Annotated in this window: 16 protein-coding genes and 1 other RNA gene; 5 read left to right on the forward strand and 12 right to left on the reverse strand. The window is 66.3% G+C overall.

What is annotated here, in order from left to right:
- Nucleotides 1-93 precede the first annotated feature (93 nt).
- From ABQU90_RS12165 to ABQU90_RS12180, 4 genes are all read right to left on the reverse strand, one after another.
- Nucleotides 94-804 carry a DUF2490 domain-containing protein gene (locus ABQU90_RS12165; RefSeq protein ID WP_323521100.1) on the reverse strand — a complete coding sequence of 237 codons (711 nt, stop codon included), beginning with the start codon at nt 802-804 and terminating at the stop codon, nt 94-96.
- A 279-nt stretch (nt 805-1,083) separates the two neighbouring features.
- On the reverse strand, nt 1,084-1,905 hold the full coding sequence (locus ABQU90_RS12170) for a nucleotidyltransferase domain-containing protein (RefSeq protein ID WP_323521101.1): 822 nt from the start codon (nt 1,903-1,905) through the stop codon (nt 1,084-1,086).
- A 75-nt stretch (nt 1,906-1,980) separates the two neighbouring features.
- Nucleotides 1,981-3,885, reverse strand: coding sequence for a tRNA uridine-5-carboxymethylaminomethyl(34) synthesis enzyme MnmG (mnmG, locus tag ABQU90_RS12175; protein ID WP_323521102.1), 1,905 nt, complete (start codon nt 3,883-3,885; stop codon nt 1,981-1,983).
- Nucleotides 3,886-4,485: 600 nt separating this feature from the next.
- Nucleotides 4,486-4,950, reverse strand: a complete 465-nt coding sequence (locus ABQU90_RS12180) for a hypothetical protein (RefSeq protein ID WP_323521103.1) — start codon at nt 4,948-4,950, stop codon at nt 4,486-4,488.
- Between the two features lie 158 nt (nt 4,951-5,108).
- Between ABQU90_RS12180 and ABQU90_RS12185 the strand changes: the two genes are divergently transcribed.
- The 3 genes from ABQU90_RS12185 (at nt 5,109) to ABQU90_RS12195 (ending at nt 7,348) form a co-directional block, all read left to right on the forward strand.
- Nucleotides 5,109-6,068 (forward strand): pyridoxal-phosphate dependent enzyme, encoded by a 960-nt coding sequence (locus tag ABQU90_RS12185; RefSeq protein ID WP_323521104.1) that lies wholly within the window; start codon nt 5,109-5,111, stop codon nt 6,066-6,068.
- Nucleotides 6,053-6,670 carry a YdcF family protein gene (locus ABQU90_RS12190; RefSeq protein WP_055853359.1) on the forward strand — a complete coding sequence of 206 codons (618 nt, stop codon included), beginning with the start codon at nt 6,053-6,055 and terminating at the stop codon, nt 6,668-6,670. Before ABQU90_RS12185 ends, ABQU90_RS12190 begins: the two co-directional genes overlap by 16 nt.
- Before the next feature lie 258 nt (nt 6,671-6,928).
- Nucleotides 6,929-7,348: a nuclear transport factor 2 family protein gene (locus ABQU90_RS12195; protein WP_323521105.1), complete on the forward strand. Its 420-nt coding sequence runs from the start codon at nt 6,929-6,931 to the stop codon at nt 7,346-7,348.
- Nucleotides 7,349-7,595: 247 nt separating this feature from the next.
- Here ABQU90_RS12195 and lpxO read toward each other — a convergent pair whose 3' ends face one another.
- From lpxO to ABQU90_RS12220, 5 genes are all read right to left on the reverse strand, one after another.
- Entirely contained in the window at nt 7,596-8,501 is a 906-nt protein-coding gene (gene lpxO / locus ABQU90_RS12200) for a lipid A hydroxylase LpxO (RefSeq protein WP_055853354.1), read from the reverse strand.
- 197 nt (nt 8,502-8,698) lie between these two features.
- A complete protein-coding gene (bioC, locus tag ABQU90_RS12205; RefSeq protein WP_055853352.1) occupies nt 8,699-9,583 on the reverse strand; it encodes a malonyl-ACP O-methyltransferase BioC in 885 nt (294 codons plus the stop codon).
- 213 nt (nt 9,584-9,796) lie between these two features.
- The gene (locus ABQU90_RS12210) at nt 9,797-10,579 is read right to left on the reverse strand and encodes an SDR family oxidoreductase (RefSeq protein ID WP_323521106.1); all 783 of its coding nucleotides are present in this window, start codon (nt 10,577-10,579) and stop codon (nt 9,797-9,799) included.
- A gap of 44 nt (nt 10,580-10,623) precedes the next feature.
- Nucleotides 10,624-11,385 carry a pimeloyl-ACP methyl ester esterase BioH gene (gene bioH, locus ABQU90_RS12215; RefSeq protein WP_055853348.1) on the reverse strand — a complete coding sequence of 254 codons (762 nt, stop codon included), beginning with the start codon at nt 11,383-11,385 and terminating at the stop codon, nt 10,624-10,626.
- A gap of 28 nt (nt 11,386-11,413) precedes the next feature.
- On the reverse strand, nt 11,414-11,797 hold the full coding sequence (locus ABQU90_RS12220; RefSeq protein ID WP_323521107.1) for a DUF7079 family protein: 384 nt from the start codon (nt 11,795-11,797) through the stop codon (nt 11,414-11,416).
- Between the two features lie 379 nt (nt 11,798-12,176).
- Here ABQU90_RS12220 and ABQU90_RS12225 point away from each other — a divergent pair.
- Nucleotides 12,177-12,253, forward strand: a non-coding RNA gene (locus tag ABQU90_RS12225) — sX9 sRNA.
- Nucleotides 12,254-12,257: 4 nt separating this feature from the next.
- On the opposite strand, the gene bioF is transcribed toward ABQU90_RS12225, so the two are convergent.
- Both bioF and bioB read right to left on the reverse strand, forming a co-directional pair.
- A complete protein-coding gene (bioF, locus tag ABQU90_RS12230; RefSeq protein ID WP_055853344.1) occupies nt 12,258-13,463 on the reverse strand; it encodes an 8-amino-7-oxononanoate synthase in 1,206 nt (401 codons plus the stop codon).
- A 204-nt stretch (nt 13,464-13,667) separates the two neighbouring features.
- On the reverse strand, nt 13,668-14,702 hold the full coding sequence (gene bioB / locus ABQU90_RS12235) for a biotin synthase BioB (RefSeq protein WP_115561056.1): 1,035 nt from the start codon (nt 14,700-14,702) through the stop codon (nt 13,668-13,670).
- 49 nt (nt 14,703-14,751) lie between these two features.
- Between bioB and ABQU90_RS12240 the strand changes: the two genes are divergently transcribed.
- Entirely contained in the window at nt 14,752-15,477 is a 726-nt protein-coding gene (locus ABQU90_RS12240) for a ComF family protein (protein WP_323521108.1), read from the forward strand.
- 685 nt (nt 15,478-16,162) lie between these two features.
- Here ABQU90_RS12240 and ubiA read toward each other — a convergent pair.
- The gene (gene ubiA, locus ABQU90_RS12245; protein WP_323514522.1) at nt 16,163-17,062 is read right to left on the reverse strand and encodes a 4-hydroxybenzoate octaprenyltransferase; all 900 of its coding nucleotides are present in this window, start codon (nt 17,060-17,062) and stop codon (nt 16,163-16,165) included.
- Nucleotides 17,063-17,083 lie beyond the last annotated feature (21 nt).

Raw genomic sequence — 17,083 nt, forward strand, 5'->3', positions numbered from 1 at the left:
GCACGGTGCAGATGCAAACGCGCTACCGCTTCGGTCCACGCGAAGAAACTCCGGCGCGATCCGGCACTCGGTGCCGGTGCGCTACCGCAGCGTTTAGAAGTTGAAGCGGAACGTCGTCATCAATACGTGGTTTTCGCGGTCCACTGCACGCGTATTGACGAACTGGTTGAGATAACCGACGTCCATATTGGAAATGGCGTTGAATTTCCAGTTGATGCCGACAAAGACGCGGTTCTGGTCGATACCGCGGCGTGCGCCCCATTGCGTCTGATCGAGATTGACGAACAGTTCGTTGAACAGCACCCAGGACAGTTGCGGACTGAATCCGCTCGGGCGGGTGGCGCGGATCATTTGCCGCACGCGGTAGCCCTCATCGCTGAAGTCTTCGCGGTGGCGCTGCTCCAGACGGGTGCGGCTGGTGATGCTGATCTCGGCGATCGGATCGAACTGATACTGAAACTGTCCCCACCAGCGATTTTCGCGGTTGGACGGCTGACCGGCCGGATGGCTGATGATGGTGTCATACCCCATCCAGACGCTGGCCTTGGAGTTGAGCCGGTAAAACACCGCAGGGCGCAGGATCAATTGATCGAACTGCTCGCCTTCCTCGCGCCAGCGCGGATGAATATCCATGCTCCAGTAAAGGTTCTCGACCGGCAATTTGCCCTGGGCGTAGATACTCAACCAATATCGGCCATCTTCTTCGGTATTGGCATGGGCGGTGGAGATACTTCCCAGCAGTAAAAACAGAACAGGACCGGCGATGCGAAACGTTGCGGTCCGTAGCGTGCCAAATGCGTTCATTTAGTGAAATGTGTCGGCGTTGGCAAATCATAGCAACATCTATCGCGTTTCCATCGACCGTCTGGTCCACCCGTAACGCCTCTGTTCGGCTGGGGCTTCGCTAATCGGGATACGCCATCGCTTCAGTGCATTCACTGGCAAGGTGTGCAGGCCTGGAGCCAAGTGACATGTCTGTGTTTGCCTTCTGTGAGACCAGGCCGATACGCCGACATCGCCAGCCCTGGGCTGCTCTGCAGTGACTGGCGGTCGATAGCCAGGCCGACAGCGCATCCCAATGCCTCAGGGCGATGCAGCGTCGTTGGAGAGCATCTGCCGAAACAAGGTGTCCAGGGCATCCGAACGCCCGCTGCCGGCCGGCAGCTGTGGCTGCGCCGTGCCCATGCGGTCGAGTTCTGCTTCGATAAAATCGCTGATCACCGCAATCCGTGGTCCATCTTCCACTTCTGTGGAGATGCGCTTGAGCGCCAGCAAACGCTCGATTTCCTCGCGCAGGTCTCCACTCGGCAGCAGTTCGTCCAGCAGCAATTCAAATGCCATCGGCGGCATGTCCTGGCGGCGCTCGATCCACTGACAGGCCAGAATCGGGCGCAAGACGTACAGATATTTCTTGGTACGAATCCGCTCACCGCGCAGGTAGCCGCGATAGTTGCTCTTGGCCATGTTGAAGTAATGCCACCAGGTGCCAAGCGGTGAATAGAAGTGCGTGGCGATCGTCCGCAACTGCTCGACAGCAACCGGATCTTGCCGATACACCACCGGCGAATGCAGCCATTCCAACAGCGTCGGATTGGACTTGGAGACCAACCGCAGTGCCTTGCGCAGGTCCCAGCCGCTGACATCCAGATCGTCGGAGATCGGCAGCTCGATCACGTCGCGCTGCGGCTCGCCGGGGCCGGTGCTTTCGTTGACGGTCAGATACCAGTCGCGCCGATGGACGTAGACAAAGCGTGCGTCGTAATCGCTGTCGGGCGACGAAAATCCCCAGCCGCGGCTGCCCGATTCGCACGCCAGCAGAATGCGGACCTCATGTTGCTGCTCGATCTCGCGCAACGCCGCCAGCACTGCCTCGCGTTTGTCCGCTGCGATGGGATGGATGTCCATGGGGTCGCTGTCCTTGTGCATGACGTGCCCCAATCATAACCAGCTCACGCAGATGCAGCCCGGCACACGACCAGATCATGCAACCTTGCTACGCCGCGCGCGTTCCAGATGCACCAGCAGCAGCGAGATCGCTGCCGGGGTCATGCCGGGAATGCGTTGTGCCTGGCCGATGTGTTGCGGGCGCACGCGTTCGAGTTTCTGCTGTACTTCGATCGACAGACCGCGCACGCCGGCGTAGTCGAAGTCTTCCGGGATCGGCGTATTTTCCTGGCGTTGCTGGCGTGCGATATCGTCGCGCTGGCGATCCAGATAACCGGCGTACTTGACGCTGATTTCGACCTGTTCGGCCACCTGCGTATCGTCCACGCCCGGCCCCAGTGTCGGCACGCGCATCAGCGTGGCGTAGGTGAGTTCCGGGCGCTTGATCAGGTCCAGCACATTGGTTTCGCGGCTGAGCGACACGCCCAGCGTCTGCGCCACTTCGCGACCCAGTGCATTGCCCGGCGTCGCCCACAGCGCCGACAGGCGTGCGGTCTCGCGTTGCACTGCATCCTGCTTGGCCGAAAAGCGCGCCCAGCGCGCGTCATCGACCAGACCCATCGCGCGGCCCACCCCGGTCAGGCGTGCATCGGCATTGTCTTCGCGCAGCTGCAGCCGGTATTCGGCGCGGCTGGTGAACATGCGATACGGCTCGGTGGTGCCGTGGGTGATCAAATCGTCCACCAGCACGCCCAGGTAGGCCTCGTCGCGGCGCGGCGACCAAGCCGGCAGCCCCTGCACATGGCGGGCAGCATTGAGGCCGGCCAGCAGGCCTTGCGCGGCGGCCTCTTCGTAACCGGTGGTGCCGTTGATCTGTCCGGCAAAGAACAGCCCGCCGACCGCCTTGGTTTCCAGCGAGGCCTTGAGCCCGCGCGGGTCGAAGAAGTCGTATTCGATCGCGTAGCCGGGGCGGGTGATATGCGCCTGCGCAAAGCCGTGGATCGAGCGCACCAGCGCCAGCTGCACATCGAACGGCAGCGAGGTGGAAATGCCGTTGGGATAGATCTCGGTCACCTCCAGCCCTTCGGGTTCGACGAAGATCTGGTGGCTGGTCTTCTCGGCGAAGCGCACCACCTTGTCTTCGATCGACGGGCAGTAGCGCGGGCCGATGCCTTCGATCTGCCCCGAATACAGCGGCGAGCGGTGCAGTGCGCCGCGGATGATGTCGTGGGTCTGCTCGGTGGTGTGGGTGATCCAGCAGCTGACCTGGCGCGGGTGGTCGCTGACCTGGCCCATGAACGACATCACCGGCAGCGGGTCGTCGCCGGGTTGTTCGGCCATGACGCTGTAGTCCAGCGTGCGCCCGTCGATGCGCGGTGGGGTGCCGGTCTTGAGGCGGTCGATCGCGAACGGCCGCTCGCGCAGACGCGCGGCCAGCGTGGTGGCCGGCGGGTCGCCCATGCGCCCGGCCGCGTATTGGGTTTCGCCCACATGGATCTTGCCGGCCAGGAAGGTGCCGGCGGTCAGCACCACCGCCGGCGCCTCGAAGCGCAGCCCGGTCTGGGTGATGACTCCGCGCACGCTGTCGCCCTCGGCGGTGCCGTTGTGGATGATCAGATCATCCACCGCCGCCTGGAACACGGTCAGGTTGGGCTGTGCCTCGACGATGCACCGGATGGCGTTGCGGTAGAGGTTGCGGTCGGCCTGGCAGCGTGTGGCGCGGACTGCCGGGCCCTTGGAGGCATTGAGGGTGCGCCACTGGATGCCGGCCAGATCCGCCGCGTGCGCCATGGCGCCACCCAGCGCATCGATCTCCTTGACCAGATGGCCCTTGCCGATCCCGCCGATGGCCGGATTGCAGCTCATCGCGCCCACCGTCTCGATGTTGTGAGTCAGCAGCAAGGTGCGGGCACCTGCGCGCGCAGACGCCAGTGCGGCCTCGGTGCCGGCATGGCCGCCGCCGATCACGATGACGTCGAAGCGATAGAAAGAGTCGGACATGGGCGTGGACTGATCAGCAGAAAGAAGGAAAACGGCCGCAGAAGTATCGACTGAAGCGCCGCGATGGTCACTAAATCGTTAAATATGTGATTCAAGTCACATTTTAAGATAGTGACCCTCAAGTTGGCACGTTCCATGCGGATATCCCTACTGCACCTATCGTGGCATTGCGACATGGGCGCAAAGGCTGGAATTGGAACAGGGGCCAGCCGCGCGCGCGATGGGGTAGCGTAAGGGTCGGTAGTCGGGGGACTGCCGACCCTTATTTTTTTCTGCGATTCCGGCAACACCTGCACGCTTTCTCGATCATTGCGCGGCTGCAGGCACTGCGCGTCCTGATGCGCCTGCGATCCTCGATCTACCAATGCATAAAGCCCCGGCATGCCGGGGCTTTATGCATTGGAGGCGCCGATATCCGACAGGGCCGGAACAGGGGGGATCCAGATTTCCCTGTCGGACATCGACATAAGTCGGTCAGTGGGGCGGGCCGGGTCATAACATGACGTGGCGGGTCACACAGAGCACCTAGCTTGCGACCAAGTGCCGACTGAACGCAAGCCCCCAATGTCGCCATTTGTGGGGCACGTCGCAGTCAGCGCGTCATGGGATTTGCTGGCGGCTGTTGCGTGGCGCTGTCTGGCGCTGGATCTCGCGAATCACACGCGGCGGCGCGCCGATCCGTGCCGGTGGCCGCGCGGGCGGTGCACCCGTCGCCGGTGGCGAATTGGGACGCTGCGGACGTGGGCCATTTGGGCGCGGGCCGTTGTTGAACGATCCGTTCGGACGCGGCGGGCGGTACTGCGGGCGGCGATCGTTCTGCCGGTAGTAATAGCCGCCACCATGGTAGACCGGATACACCGGGTAGTCGTACAGCCCGATCGCACCGGCACCATACGGGGCGCCGTAGAAGCCGCCGTAGTTATAGGGCGAGTATCCCGGCGGATAGCGATACTGCACAGCAGGCGCGCCACGGTAATAGCCGCCCGACCCGCCTCCGGTGTAGTCGTAAGTTGCGCAGCCGCCCAAGGCCAATAGCCCGGCGGCGAAGATCAGACGGAATTTCATGGATGGTGCCCTCCTGCAACCATGATCTCACTTTCGAACCGCTGCATTGAATCGGTCCTTAACTGTGCCGCAATGTGGCGCTTTTTCATCGATCCAGCATGCGCAGGCGGTGTGCGTGCGAGCCGTGAAGAGTGAGGCGATACGTTAATCTTGCAGGCATGATCGACACGGTCCCTCTTGCCCATTCAGATGTCCTGCAAGCCGCCGCGCGCATTGCGCCGCACTGCGCGACGACACCGTTGCTGACCTCGCACCGCCTGGACGCACTGTGCGGTGCGCAGCTGTTCTTCAAGGCCGAGCACCTGCAGCGCAGCGGCGCGTTCAAGTTCCGCGGCGCCTGCAATGCGGTGTGGTCGCTGCCTGACGACGTGGCACCGCGCGGCGTGGTCACCCACTCGTCCGGTAATCATGGCGCAGCGTTGGCGCTGGCCGCTCGTACGCGCGGTATCGGCTGTCATGTCGTGGTGCCCGAAGGCGCGGTTGCCGCCAAGCTGGCCAATATTTCCCGGCATGGCGCCACGTTGTGGCGTTGCGCGCCGACCATCGCAGCACGCGAGCAGCTGTGTGCCCAGGTCCAGGCCACCAGTGGCGCGACCCTGGTGCATCCGTACACCGATCCGGCCGTGATCGCCGGGCAGGGCACGGCCACCTTGGAGTTGCTGCATCAAAGCGGCGGGCTGGATGTGCTGGTGGCGCCGGTCGGCGGCGGCGGGCTGGCGGCCGGTGCGGCGTTGGCGCTGCGGTCTGCGCCGGGCTGTGCGCTGGTGCTGGCCGAGCCGAGCGGGGCGGCCGACACAGCGCGCTCGCTGGCCGCTGGGCAGCGCCTGGTCGACTTCGTACCCGACACCATCTGCGATGGTCTGCGCGGCACCCTGGGCGGGCCGAACTTTACGTTGCTGCAGGCGGCCGGCGCGCAGGTGATCACGGTGGACGATGCGGCCGTGGTGCAGGCGATGCGGCTGATCTGGCAGCTGCTCAAGCAGGTGGTGGAGCCGTCTTCGGCCATCACGCTGGCGGCGGTGCTGGCCGAGCCGGCGCGGTTTGCCGGGCGCAGGGTCGGGCTGATCCTGTCCGGCGGCAATGTCGATCTGGACGCACTGCCGTGGGCCGCGGCGTGAGCAGGCGTGCGCGCGGACTCGGCCTGTGGGGCTGGGGCTGGCGGTTATGCATGCTGGCGCTGATCTGGCTGGTGGCGGTGGCTGGCTGGATCGTCTGGGTCGGCGACCGCGATCAGGCCGCGCCGGCGGACGTGATCATCGTGCTGGGCGCGGCGGCTTACGACGCGCGCCCGTCGCCCGTCTTCGAAGAACGGATCCGGCATGCGCTGGATCTGTACGACCAGGGCTATGCGCCGCGGCTGTTGTTCACTGGCGGCTTCGGCAATGGCGCGCGGTTTTCCGAGTCCCAGGTGGCACGGCGCTACGCGCTGCGCCACGGGGTGCCGCCGGAAGCGATCGTGATCGAGACGGTTTCGCGGACTACCCGGCAGAACCTGGAGCAGGCGCGCATCTTGATGGCCCGTCATGGCATGCACCGGGCGATCATCGTCAGCGACCCGCTGCACATGGCGCGCGCGCTGCGGCTGAGCCAGGAGCTGGGGGTGGATGCGCTGGCCTCGTCCACACCAAGTACGCGCTTTCGCAGTTTCCACACCAGCTGGCGCTTCCTGCTGCAGGAGGTTTACTTCTTCCACCGCGATCTGGTGGTGCAGGGCCCCTGAAACGGCTGCGTGGCATCCGGCGGCATCGAGCTGGCGATTCAGCCAGTCGGCGCGATGGCGCGTCGCGGTTGCACGAGCGCCTCGCCGCGATGGATCGGCACCGGGCGTCAGCGGTGCATGGTGTGGTGGTGCGCTGCGCGTAACGGCGCGGCCGTCGAGGTAGGCGGGGCGCCTGCGATGCGGTCGGACGCTGACCGCGTCTCAGCGCGCACGCAAAACCCGCTCTATGATGCGGCTTTCCCAGCGGCAGGTTCGAGCATGAGCGAGAGCAATCGGCAACACGCCATCAGCCTGGTCCAGGCCTATTACGACGCCTTCAATCGCGGAGATTGGGACGCCATGCTGGCGTTCCTGGCCGAGGATGTGGCGCACGACCTCAATCAAGGCGCGCGCGAGATCGGCCGTGCGGAATTCGCGGCCTTCCTGCAGCGCATGAACGACAGCTACCGCGAGCAGTTGCGCGACATCGTGATCACCGCCAACGACGACGGCACGCGGGTGGGGGCCGAATACGTGGTGCACGGGGTTTACCACACCACCGACGAAGGCCTGCCCGACGCCAACGGCCAGACCTATGTGCTGCCGGGCGGTGCGTTCTTCGATGTGCAGGACGGCGCGATCACCCGGGTCACCAACTACTACAACCTGCAGGAATGGATCGCGCAGGTGTCGCGCTGAGAGCGTCGATCGGCATGCGCTAGACCTGTGTAGGGGCGCGCCCGGGCGCGATGAAGCGTTACCGGGAATATCTTGTCGCGCCCAGGTGCGCTCCTACGCGGGTGGTCTGGCGTTGTAGCAATGCTGCATGTTTGGTCGGCGGCATGGCAGGAGCGTCTGGGCGGGTGTTTGCACGTGTCTGCGCGGAATGATGCGTTCTGGGGAAAGCCTTCGCGCCCGGGTGCGCTCCTACGTGGGTGGTCGGGCGTTACAGCCGCACGATACCGACCACCACCAGGATGAAGATGCTCCACTTGAGTACCTGGTACAGCGGGTTGTTGCGCTCTTTCAACGCCTTGGCTTTCAGGCGCGCCGCGTAGAAATACCGAAATACGCGGTTGATGCCGCCGGTCTTGTCGCCGTCCTGATTGGGCGAGGCGCCGGCCGACAGCAGGCTGCGGCCGACGAAGCGATTCAGCGCCGACGCCCAGCGCCAACGCATCGGGCGTTCGATATCGCAGAACAGGATGATGCGGTCCTGGTCGGTGTCATTGCGCGCGTGATGGATATAGGTCTCGTCGAACATGGTCCACTCGCCGTCGCGCCAACTGTGGCGCTGGCCATCGACGTCGATGAAGCAGCGGTCGTCGTTGGGCGTGGCCAGGCCCAGGTGCAGGCGCATTGAGCCGGCGAACGGGTCGCGGTGCGGGCGTAGCTCGCTCCCCGGCGGCAACTCGGCAAACATCGCCGCTTTCACCGTTGGGATGGACTTGAGCAACGCGGTGGTCTGCGGGCACAACTCGGCCGCCGACGGGTGCGCGGTGCCGTACCACTTCAGATAGAAGCGCTTCCAGCCGCGGCGGAAAAACGAGTTGAAGCCGATATCGGTATAGCCGTCGGCGGCGCGGATCTTCTGCATCTGCTGCAACGCCACCGCTTCATCGCGGATCACCGGCCAGTTGGCGCGCAGCGGCGCCAACTCGGGGAATTCCTTGCCCGGGTCGATAAACGGTGTGGTCGGCACGCGCGAGCACAGATACATCAGCGTGTTGATCGGCGCCATGAAGGTGGAATGGTCGAGCAGCTGCCGGCTGAGCCGGTGCCGCACGCGACCGCGGTAATGGATGTACAGCGCCGACGCGATGAACAGCGCGATGAGAAGCCACTTCAACATGGGGGAAACCGTTTGGGGGCGGGGGTCGCTTGGGGCGGGGACCAGAAGCGGGTAGGCCAGCACAGGATCGCGGCACTTTATTAATGAATTCTACCGGCAGTCACTACAAAGCCCGCCGGCGCAGCATCGGCGCCGGCGCAATGCTGTGTATCACCGGCACAGGCGCGCTGCGGCGGGCGATGTGTACCGCAGCACGGTCAGTCGATGCGGCGGCGGATCGGGATGGAGGACACCGGCACGCTGGCGATGTCCTGGCCGCGCTCGCGGATGGGCGCGCCCGGTGCCGGGGCCCAGGCGTGCGCGTAGATCACTTCCCAGGAACTGGGCAGGGTGCCATCTGGCCGCCGTAACGGTTCGTAAGCGGCGCTGGCAGCGGCAAAGCGGCCACGGCCGGTCAGCGTGGCGCGTCGGTTGCTGAGCGCATTGGTCGCGCCCATCGCACGCAACTCGCGCATCAGCGCGGGCAAGTCGTTATAGGTGAGCGTGAACAGGTCGCGGTCCAGCACCGGGTCGCGGAAGCCGGACATCAGCAGCGCATCGCCGAATTGCGCGATCGGCGGGAAGCGGCTGACGTGCGGGGCGGTGTCGGCCTGGGCGAACGCGTCGCGCAACTCGATCAAGGTTTCCGGCCCGAAGGTGGAGCACAACAGCAGCCCGCCCGGCCGCAGCGCGCGGCGGAACCCGGCGAACACTGCCGGCAGGTCTTCCACCCACTGCAGGCACAGATTGCTGAAGATCACATCCACGCTGCCGTCGGCCACCGGCAGCGCGCGCGCATCGGCGCAGACCTGCGCGAACGGCTTCCACCAACCGGCGGCCTTGCGCGCCTGGCGCAGCATCGGCATGGCCTGGTCGAGCGCGATCACCTGCGCCTTGGGCCAGCGTTTCTTGATCGCGCCGCTGGCGTGGCCGGGGCCGGCGCCGACATCCAGCACCACCTTGGGCACCTGCTCGCCCAGGTAATCGAGCGATTCGAGCAGGCGCGTTTCCACTTCGCGCTGCAGCGCGGCGGCGGCGGCATAACTGTTGGCGGCCCGCGCGAAGGCGCGGCGGACGTGGCGGGGATCGAAAGTGCTGTTCATTGCGGCGCTATTGTCGCCCGTGGGCGCGGCGGAGGGAATCGATGCGTGGTGTGGCGTGGCAATCGGCCTGGAGAACTCTGCGAGCGGTCGCTCTGCCAGCGACTGCGTGGCGACCGCAATGAACTAGCAATGTGTTTCGACAAGCCCAGTCGTGGCCGAAAACAACCGCGACGTCGCCCGCGGTTGCCACAAGCTCCGCATGGCCGACGCGCTCTAGAACGTGCCCGGGTAGCTGCCGCCGTCGATCAGCAGGTTTTGCCCGGTGATATAGCCGGCCTGCGCGCTGCACAGAAACGCGCAAGCCGCGCCGAATTCGTCCGGCTCGCCGAAGCGCCCGGCCGGGATGGCGGCCTGCTTGCGCGCGGCGACCGCTTCGGCGGTGCTGCCTTGCTGTTGCGCGATGGCGGCGAAGTTGCCGCGCAGGCGGTCGGTGGCGAACTGGCCGGGCAGCAGATTGTTGAGCGTGACGTTGTCGACCACCGTGCTGCGCGCCAGCCCGGCAACGAAGCCGGTGAGGCCGGCACGTGCGCCGTTGGACAGGCCCAGGATGTCGATCGGCGCCTTCACCGCGCTGGAGGTGATATTGACGATGCGGCCGAAGCGGCGCGCACGCATGGCATCGACGGTGGCGCGAATCAGTTCGATCGGCGCCAGCATGTTGGCGTCCAGCGCGCGCAGCCAGTCCTCGCGTTCCCACTGCCGGAAATCGCCCGGCGGCGGGCCGCCTGCGTTATTGATCAGGATGTCGACCTGCGGGCAGGCCGCGAGCGCGGCGGCGCGTCCTTCCGATGTCGAGATATCGGCCACGACACTGCGCACGTCTCCGGCGCCGGGCAGTGCGCGCAATGCATCGGCGGCCGCGTCCAGTGCAGCGAGGCCGCGTGCGGCGATCACCACGTTGACGCCTTCGCGCGCCAACGCGCGGGCGCAACCCAGGCCCAACCCTTTGCTGGCAGCGCAGACCAATGCCCAGCGCCCGGCGATTCCCAGATCCATGCGATGTGTCCTCGATCAGCGAAGTCGTATGATCGGCGATCTGCTCACGGCACGGACGCAACGAAGCGTTGCAACGCCTCGGCCACCTGATCGGCATGGCCGAGAAACGGTGCGTGGCCGCCGCCGGCGATGGTGAGCGCTTGCGCGTGTGGCGCGAGCGCGGCGGCGGCGTGCATGCCGGCGGCCGGCACCAGCCGATCGCGTTGCCCGGCAATCCACAGGCTGGGGCGCGCCAGCTGCGGCAATGCGCGGCGCAGGTCGGTACGTTCGAGCAGGCGCAAGCCGTGTTGCAGGGCGTCGGCCGCCGGCTCGCCGCGTGCGGTGAGCGTTTCGCGCAGGCTGCGCAGTTCGGCGCGCGCATGCGCCGAGCCCAAGGTATCCAACGCCAGAAAACGCTCCAGGGTGCCGCGGTAATCGCGCGCCAGGTCTTGGCCGAATTGCACGAACACGTCGCGCTCGACCGCATCAGCCCAGTCGGCACCCCGCACAAAGCGCGGCGTTGCCGCGATCATCGCCAGCCCACGCACCTGCGGTTGGGTGGCGGCGGCATGTAAGGCAAACAGGCCGCCCAGCGACCAGCCCACCCACACTGCCGGCGGCGTGGCCGCGGCAATCGCGGCGACCACGTACGGCAACGCCAACGGCGTGGTGTCGTCGCGACTGAAACCGTGCCCGGGCAGATCGACCAGGTGCAGTTGGTAGTGCGACGACAGCCGCTCCACCAGTGGCGCAAACACGCCGCCGTGCAACGCCCAACCGTGCAGAAGAACCAGCGCAGGCCCGTGGCCGATGACATCGATATGCATGCGTGGATTGTCGCCGATTGGCGCGCGCTCAGCGTGCAGCGTGTGTGCGCACTGCATTGATCGCAGGCGCCAGCACTGCCCATTGCTGGCGCGCATACCGGCGCCAGCTCCAACGATCCGGCCAACGCCAGCGACGCGCGCGCTGTGTGGCGATCGCCGCCGCCAGCCAGTCGTGATCGAAGCCCTCCCACACGCCGGCCACGCTGCGCAGATTGCCGATCAGCACCGGGTGTACCTCGTGCAGCAGCATCGTGCGCAGTTGCGGCAACGTAAACGGCGAGGCGGCCAGGATCTGGGCAATGCGCGCGTGGTCGCCATCGCACGCGCTGTCCAGATACAGCAGCGACAGCGCCTCCCAGACGCGGCGTTGCGCCGGCGTGGCGGTTTGCGTCTTGGGCGCGGTCATTGCCATGTCAGCGGACTTGTTCCGAGTGACTGCCGGCGTGGACGATGCGGTATCGGCGCGGAGCTGTCGACACGCGGGTGGCTGCGTTCGAGTCGAAGCGTTGTCGCAGTGGGTTGATCAGGCGTGCGGTTGTTGGGTTCGCGCATGACGGGGGGTGCGGTGAGGTGCCGTGCGCCCAAGGCCGCCAACGCAGGGTTGCATGCAGTCGGCACGTGCGCTTGGACAGTGCGCACGCATCGAACCATTCGCGCGATACATCGAGCGTCCGGGCGCCAGCCGCGTCGGCCCGGCGTTGTGCACGAGCGCGCTGCCGGCAACGGTTTAGAGCAGCGAACAAAACGACTGTGCTCACCGCCAGGCGGGCGCGGCCGGTGAGCGGTGCGGCATGGTCCACTCGTACACTCCGGTTATGAGCGCGCCGTCCACATCCACCTGACGACTGCTCGCGACGTTGTGTTAGCCGCTCTTAAGCGGACGCGCGCAGCGGCTGCCGGCTGACCACGTCACGCGCCTGCACGATCGCCTCGATCAATGCCTGCACCTGCTGCGGCGTGTGCAGCGCCGACAAGGTCACGCGCAGACGCGCCTTGCCTTCGGGCACGGTGGGCGGGCGGATCGCGCCGACCATGAAACCGGCCTGTTCGAGTGCGGCCGACATCGCCATCACCGTGGCTTCCTCGCCGCATAGCAGCGGCTGGATCGGCGTGTCGGAGGCCATCAGTTCGAACCCATGCCGGCGCGCGCCATCGCGGAAGTTGCCGATCAGTTCGACCAGGCGCGCACGCCGCCAATCGTCGCGCCGCGCCAGCCGTACCGCAGCCAAGGTGGCGGCTACCTGCGCCGGCGGCAGGGCGGTGGTGTAGATGTACGGGCGCGCGGTTTCGGCCAGATGGCGGATCAGCGCTTCTTCGCCGACCACGACCGCGCCGTAGCCGCCGAGCGCTTTGCCCAGCGTCACCAATTGCAGCGGCACTTCGGCAACGCCCAGGCCGGCATCGGCGACGCAGCCGCGCCCCTGCGGGCCCAGCACGCCCACACCGTGCGCATCGTCGACATAGAACAGCGCCTCTTGCATGCGCGCCACCAGGCTCAAGGCACGCAGCGGCGCCACATCGCCGTCCATGCTGAAAACGCCGTCGCTGGCCAGCATCGCCGCGCCCTCGGGGGCGCCCTTGAGCTGGCGCATCGCGCCTTCCACATCCAGATGCGGATACCGCCGCAGCCGGCAGCCGGCCAGGCGCGTGGCGTCGAGCAGGCTGGCGTGGTTGAGCCGGTCCTGCACGCAGACATCGTCCTCTTCGCTGAGCAAGGCTTGCTGCACGGCCAGATTGGCGATGAAGCCGCTCCCGAACAGCAGCGCCGACGGGTAGCCCAGCCACTCGGCGATTTCGCGCTCGAGCGTTTCGTGTGCGGTGTGGTGGCCGCAGATCAGATGCGAGGCGGTTGCACCGGCGCCATCGCGCGCGGCGGCGTCCTGCAGGGCGGCAACCACTTCGAACTGTTGCGACAGGCCCAGATAGTCGTTGGAACAGAAACCGGTCAGCCAGCGGCCGTCGATCTCCAGCCGCACGCCATCGCGGCGGCCGACCTGGCGGCGCACCCGCACCCGTTCCTGGGCGACGCGCAACTTGCGCAGCGACGAAATCCGTTCGTGCAGATCGGGGCGAGCCATGAGGGAGTTCGACAACAGATAAGGGCCGCTAGCGTAGCGTGCCGCGGTCACATCGCCCAGCCGGCACCGACGGCCGGTGGGGCGGGTTGGCTACCCGGTGAGCTTGGGCTGCCAGTCATGATGGTTTACTGCCGGGTCTGGCCCTTCTGCGGTCAGCAGGGCCAGGCGCAGTGCAGGCTCATCCCTGGACGGCGTGCGCCGTCGTCACGCTGCGTGCTCGCACGCCGCGCCGCGGGTGATGTCCGCATGCACGGTGCCGGGGTGATCGTGGTCGGCGGCGTCGACGGTGATCTGCATCGGGCGCAGGCCCAGGCGCTGGAACAGGGCCTGGTCGCGCTCGGTGTCCGGGTTGCCGGTGGTCAGCAGTTTTTCGCCGTAGAAGATCGAGTTGGCGCCGGCCAGGAAGCACAGCGCCTGCAGCTCGTCGCTCATCGCCTCGCGGCCGGCGGACAGGCGCACCATCGACTTGGGCATGACGATGCGTGCCACCGCGATCATGCGCACGAACTCGAACGGGTCCAGTTGCTGGGTGCCGTGCAGCGGCGTGCCGGGGACCTGCACCAGCTGGTTGATCGGCACCGAGTCCGGATGCGCCGGCAAGGTGGCCAGCGCCAGCAGCAGGCCGATGCGGTGCTCGCGGGTCTCGCCCATGCCGACGATGCCGCCGCAGCAGGTCTTCAGGCCCACATCGCGCACGTGCTCCAGGGTGTTCAGGCGGTCCTGGTACTGGCGGGTGTGGATGATGGAATCGTAGTAATCCGGCGCGGTGTCCAGATTGTGGTTGTAGTAATCCAGCCCGGCGTCCTTGAGCGCACGTGCCTGGCCGGCGTCGAGCATGCCGAGCGTGGCGCAGGTTTCCAGGCCCATGGCTTTGACCTCGCGGATCATCGCGGCCACCTTGGGGATGTCGCGCTCCTTCGGCGAGCGCCAGGCTGCGCCCATGCAGAAGCGCGAGGCGCCGGCGGCCTTGGCCTGGCGCGCCTTGGCGACCACTTCTTCGGTTTCCATCAGCTTTTGCGCGGTCACGCCGGTGTCGTAGCGTTGCGCTTGCGGGCAGTACGCGCAATCTTCCGGACAACCGCCGGTCTTGACCGACAGCAGCGTGGAGACCTGCACCTGCGCCGGATCGAACTGTGCGCGGTGCACGCTGGCCGCGTGATGCAGCAACTCGGGGAACGGCAGATCGAACAATGCCTGCAGCTCTTTGCGATCCCAGTCATGGCGTACGACAACAGACATCGGAGTTTCCTGACAGTCAGCGGCTTGGAAGCCAGGCAGTCTGGTGAGCATGGAAGAGGCTGTCAACTTTGAAGAGGTGGGGTCGGTTTACAGATGGCCGCAACGGGTGTTGCGCCTGCTGTTGCCGAGCCTGTGCCTGGTCTGCGCGGAAGCGGGCATGGCCGATTGCGATCTGTGTCCATCGTGCCGGGCCGCATTGCCGGAGCACGGCCATGCCTGTCTGTGCTGCGCCACCCAGCTGTTCGCCTCCGATGGGGTGGCACTGTGCGGGCAGTGCCTGCAGCAGACCCCGCCGCTGCAGCGCGTGCATGCGTGCTTGACCTATCGTTGGCCGGTGGACGGATTGCTGCGGCGCTTCAAGTTCCATCAGGACCTGGCGGCAGGGCGACTGCTCAGCGAATTGATGGCCAGGCGCTGCGCACGGTTGCCGCGGCCGCAGGCCCTGGTGCCGGTGAGCCTGCATCGGCAGCGCCTGCGTCAGCGCGGTTACGACCAGGCGCTTGAGCTGGCCAAACCGCTGGGCCGCGCACTGCGGTTGCCGTGTTTGCCGTTGCTGCGCCGCGTGCGTGCGACGGCGCCGCAATCCGAGCTGGATGCCGTCGAGCGCCAACGCAATCTGCGCGACGCCTTCATCGCACGCGGCGCCTTGCCCGCACATGTGGCGCTGGTGGACGACGTGATGACCACCGGCGCTACGCTGCACGCGGCAGCGCTGGCCTTGCGACGCGCGGGCGTGCAGCGGGTCGATGCCTGGGTGTGCGCGCGGGTGCCGTGATGGTGTGGCTGGGAGCGGTCTGTGGTCGAGATGGCCGGGGCTGAGGCAAGGCTGCCGTAGGTGGTGGCAAGCTAGGCCAACGACGGGATCGGGCCGGCGGGCGCTTTGCCGCTCTGTGCGGCGGGTCAGCGCGTTACGCGTTTCTCGCTTCGGCTCGGGTGTGGTGGTCAGGTGGGTGCTGTTCTTTTAGCGCGACGCTGCCTCGGGCTCTCGGGTAGCAGGCAGGTGTTCTTTTCACTCGGTGAGCGCGATCACAGGCGTAGACGCGAGTGTCGGTGGGCTGCTGTCGCGCTTAAAACGCTTAAAACAGGGGTGAAGTGAGCCGAGGCCAAAAGCAGATGCTGATGCGAGTGCGGGCTTGTTGCACCGGCCCGTACCCTCACCCCAACCCCTCTCCCGCAGGAGAGGGGCTTGTCGCCTGCGGATCGGCTCTCAGCACTCTGGGCCTTATCTGCAGAGGTCGGTGCTGGTTCTACCAGCGCGGTTGTGGAAAGAGATCGCCTGCTCGGAAAGCCTGGCGCACAGCCTTTAGCGTCTCCCGAACCCCGAACCCCGAACCCCGAACCCCGAACCCCACAGCCCAAAGCCCAAAGCCCAAAGGCCAAAGGCCAAAGGCCAAAGCCCAAAGCCCACACCCCGAATTACGAATTACGAATCCCAAACTACGAATCCCCAATCCCCGCTCCTAACGCACCGCCACCGCGATCCCGACAAAGATCGCCAGACCAACCCAGTTGTTATGCAGGAAGGCGCGAAAGCAGGGGCCGCGTTCGCGGTGGCGGGCGATGCGGAATTCGTAGAGCACCAGCGCCGCCGCCACGCCCAGGCCCGCCCAGTAGGCTGCATCCAGGCCGGCGCGCAGTCCGACGGCTGCCAGGGTCGCAAACATCAACGCATAGAGCGCGCCTTGCGCCAGCAGGTCGTACTTGCCGAACAGGATGGCGGTGGACTTGCTGCCCATGCGGATGTCGTCGTCGCGGTCGACCATGGCGTACCAGGTGTCGTACGCGGTCGCCCACAGGATATTGGCCGCATACAACAGCCAGCCCAGCAACGGCACGCTGCCTTGTACCGCCGCAAAGCCCATCGGGATGCCCCAGCCGAACGCCATGCCCAGATAGACCTGCGGCAGGTGGGTGTGGCGCTTCAAATAGGGGTAACTCGCGGCCAGGAACACGCCGGGCACGCTCAGTGCCACGGTCAGCCAGTTGAGGCTGAGCACCAATGCGAACGCCACCAGCATCAGCACCACGAATACCCACAGCGCTTCGCGCCCGGACACCGCGCCGGTGGCGAGCGGGCGCGACTTGGTGCGCTCTACATGCGGGTCCAGCCAGCGGTCGGCGTAGTCGTTGATCACGCAGCCGGCCGAGCGGGTCAGCCAGACCCCGGCGGTGAACACGAACAACGTCCATAACGGTGGCATGCCGTCGGCGGCCAGCCACAGTGCCCACCAGGTGGGCCAGAGCAGCAGCAAGCTGCCGATCGGGCGGTCGCCACGCACCAGTTTCCAGTATTGCCCCAGCCGCTCGGACCACGTCAGCGCGGGCGCTGCGGGTGCCTGTTCGAAACCATGCTTGCTCATGCTGCAAAGGGTAGCAGCGCG

This window comes from Xanthomonas sp. WHRI 10207 (genome assembly GCF_040202975.1).
Classification (GTDB): domain Bacteria; phylum Pseudomonadota; class Gammaproteobacteria; order Xanthomonadales; family Xanthomonadaceae; genus Xanthomonas.

What these genes read in the sequence shown, in the direction of transcription:
- ABQU90_RS12165 (WP_323521100.1), bottom strand. Translation starts at nt 804, where the DNA reads ATGAACGCATTTGGCACGCTACGGACCGCAACGTTTCGCATCGCCGGT.
- ABQU90_RS12170 (WP_323521101.1), bottom strand. Translation starts at nt 1,905, where the DNA reads ATGGACATCCATCCCATCGCAGCGGACAAACGCGAGGCAGTGCTGGCG.
- mnmG (WP_323521102.1), bottom strand. Translation starts at nt 3,885, where the DNA reads ATGTCCGACTCTTTCTATCGCTTCGACGTCATCGTGATCGGCGGCGGC.
- ABQU90_RS12180 (WP_323521103.1), bottom strand. Translation starts at nt 4,950, where the DNA reads ATGAAATTCCGTCTGATCTTCGCCGCCGGGCTATTGGCCTTGGGCGGC.
- ABQU90_RS12185 (WP_323521104.1), top strand. Translation starts at nt 5,109, where the DNA reads ATGATCGACACGGTCCCTCTTGCCCATTCAGATGTCCTGCAAGCCGCC.
- ABQU90_RS12195 (WP_323521105.1), top strand. Translation starts at nt 6,929, where the DNA reads ATGAGCGAGAGCAATCGGCAACACGCCATCAGCCTGGTCCAGGCCTAT.
- lpxO (WP_055853354.1), bottom strand. Translation starts at nt 8,501, where the DNA reads ATGTTGAAGTGGCTTCTCATCGCGCTGTTCATCGCGTCGGCGCTGTAC.
- bioC (WP_055853352.1), bottom strand. Translation starts at nt 9,583, where the DNA reads ATGAACAGCACTTTCGATCCCCGCCACGTCCGCCGCGCCTTCGCGCGG.
- ABQU90_RS12210 (WP_323521106.1), bottom strand. Translation starts at nt 10,579, where the DNA reads ATGGATCTGGGAATCGCCGGGCGCTGGGCATTGGTCTGCGCTGCCAGC.
- bioH (WP_055853348.1), bottom strand. Translation starts at nt 11,385, where the DNA reads ATGCATATCGATGTCATCGGCCACGGGCCTGCGCTGGTTCTTCTGCAC.
- ABQU90_RS12220 (WP_323521107.1), bottom strand. Translation starts at nt 11,797, where the DNA reads ATGGCAATGACCGCGCCCAAGACGCAAACCGCCACGCCGGCGCAACGC.
- bioF (WP_055853344.1), bottom strand. Translation starts at nt 13,463, where the DNA reads ATGGCTCGCCCCGATCTGCACGAACGGATTTCGTCGCTGCGCAAGTTG.
- bioB (WP_115561056.1), bottom strand. Translation starts at nt 14,702, where the DNA reads ATGTCTGTTGTCGTACGCCATGACTGGGATCGCAAAGAGCTGCAGGCA.
- ABQU90_RS12240 (WP_323521108.1), top strand. Translation starts at nt 14,752, where the DNA reads ATGGAAGAGGCTGTCAACTTTGAAGAGGTGGGGTCGGTTTACAGATGG.
- ubiA (WP_323514522.1), bottom strand. Translation starts at nt 17,062, where the DNA reads ATGAGCAAGCATGGTTTCGAACAGGCACCCGCAGCGCCCGCGCTGACG.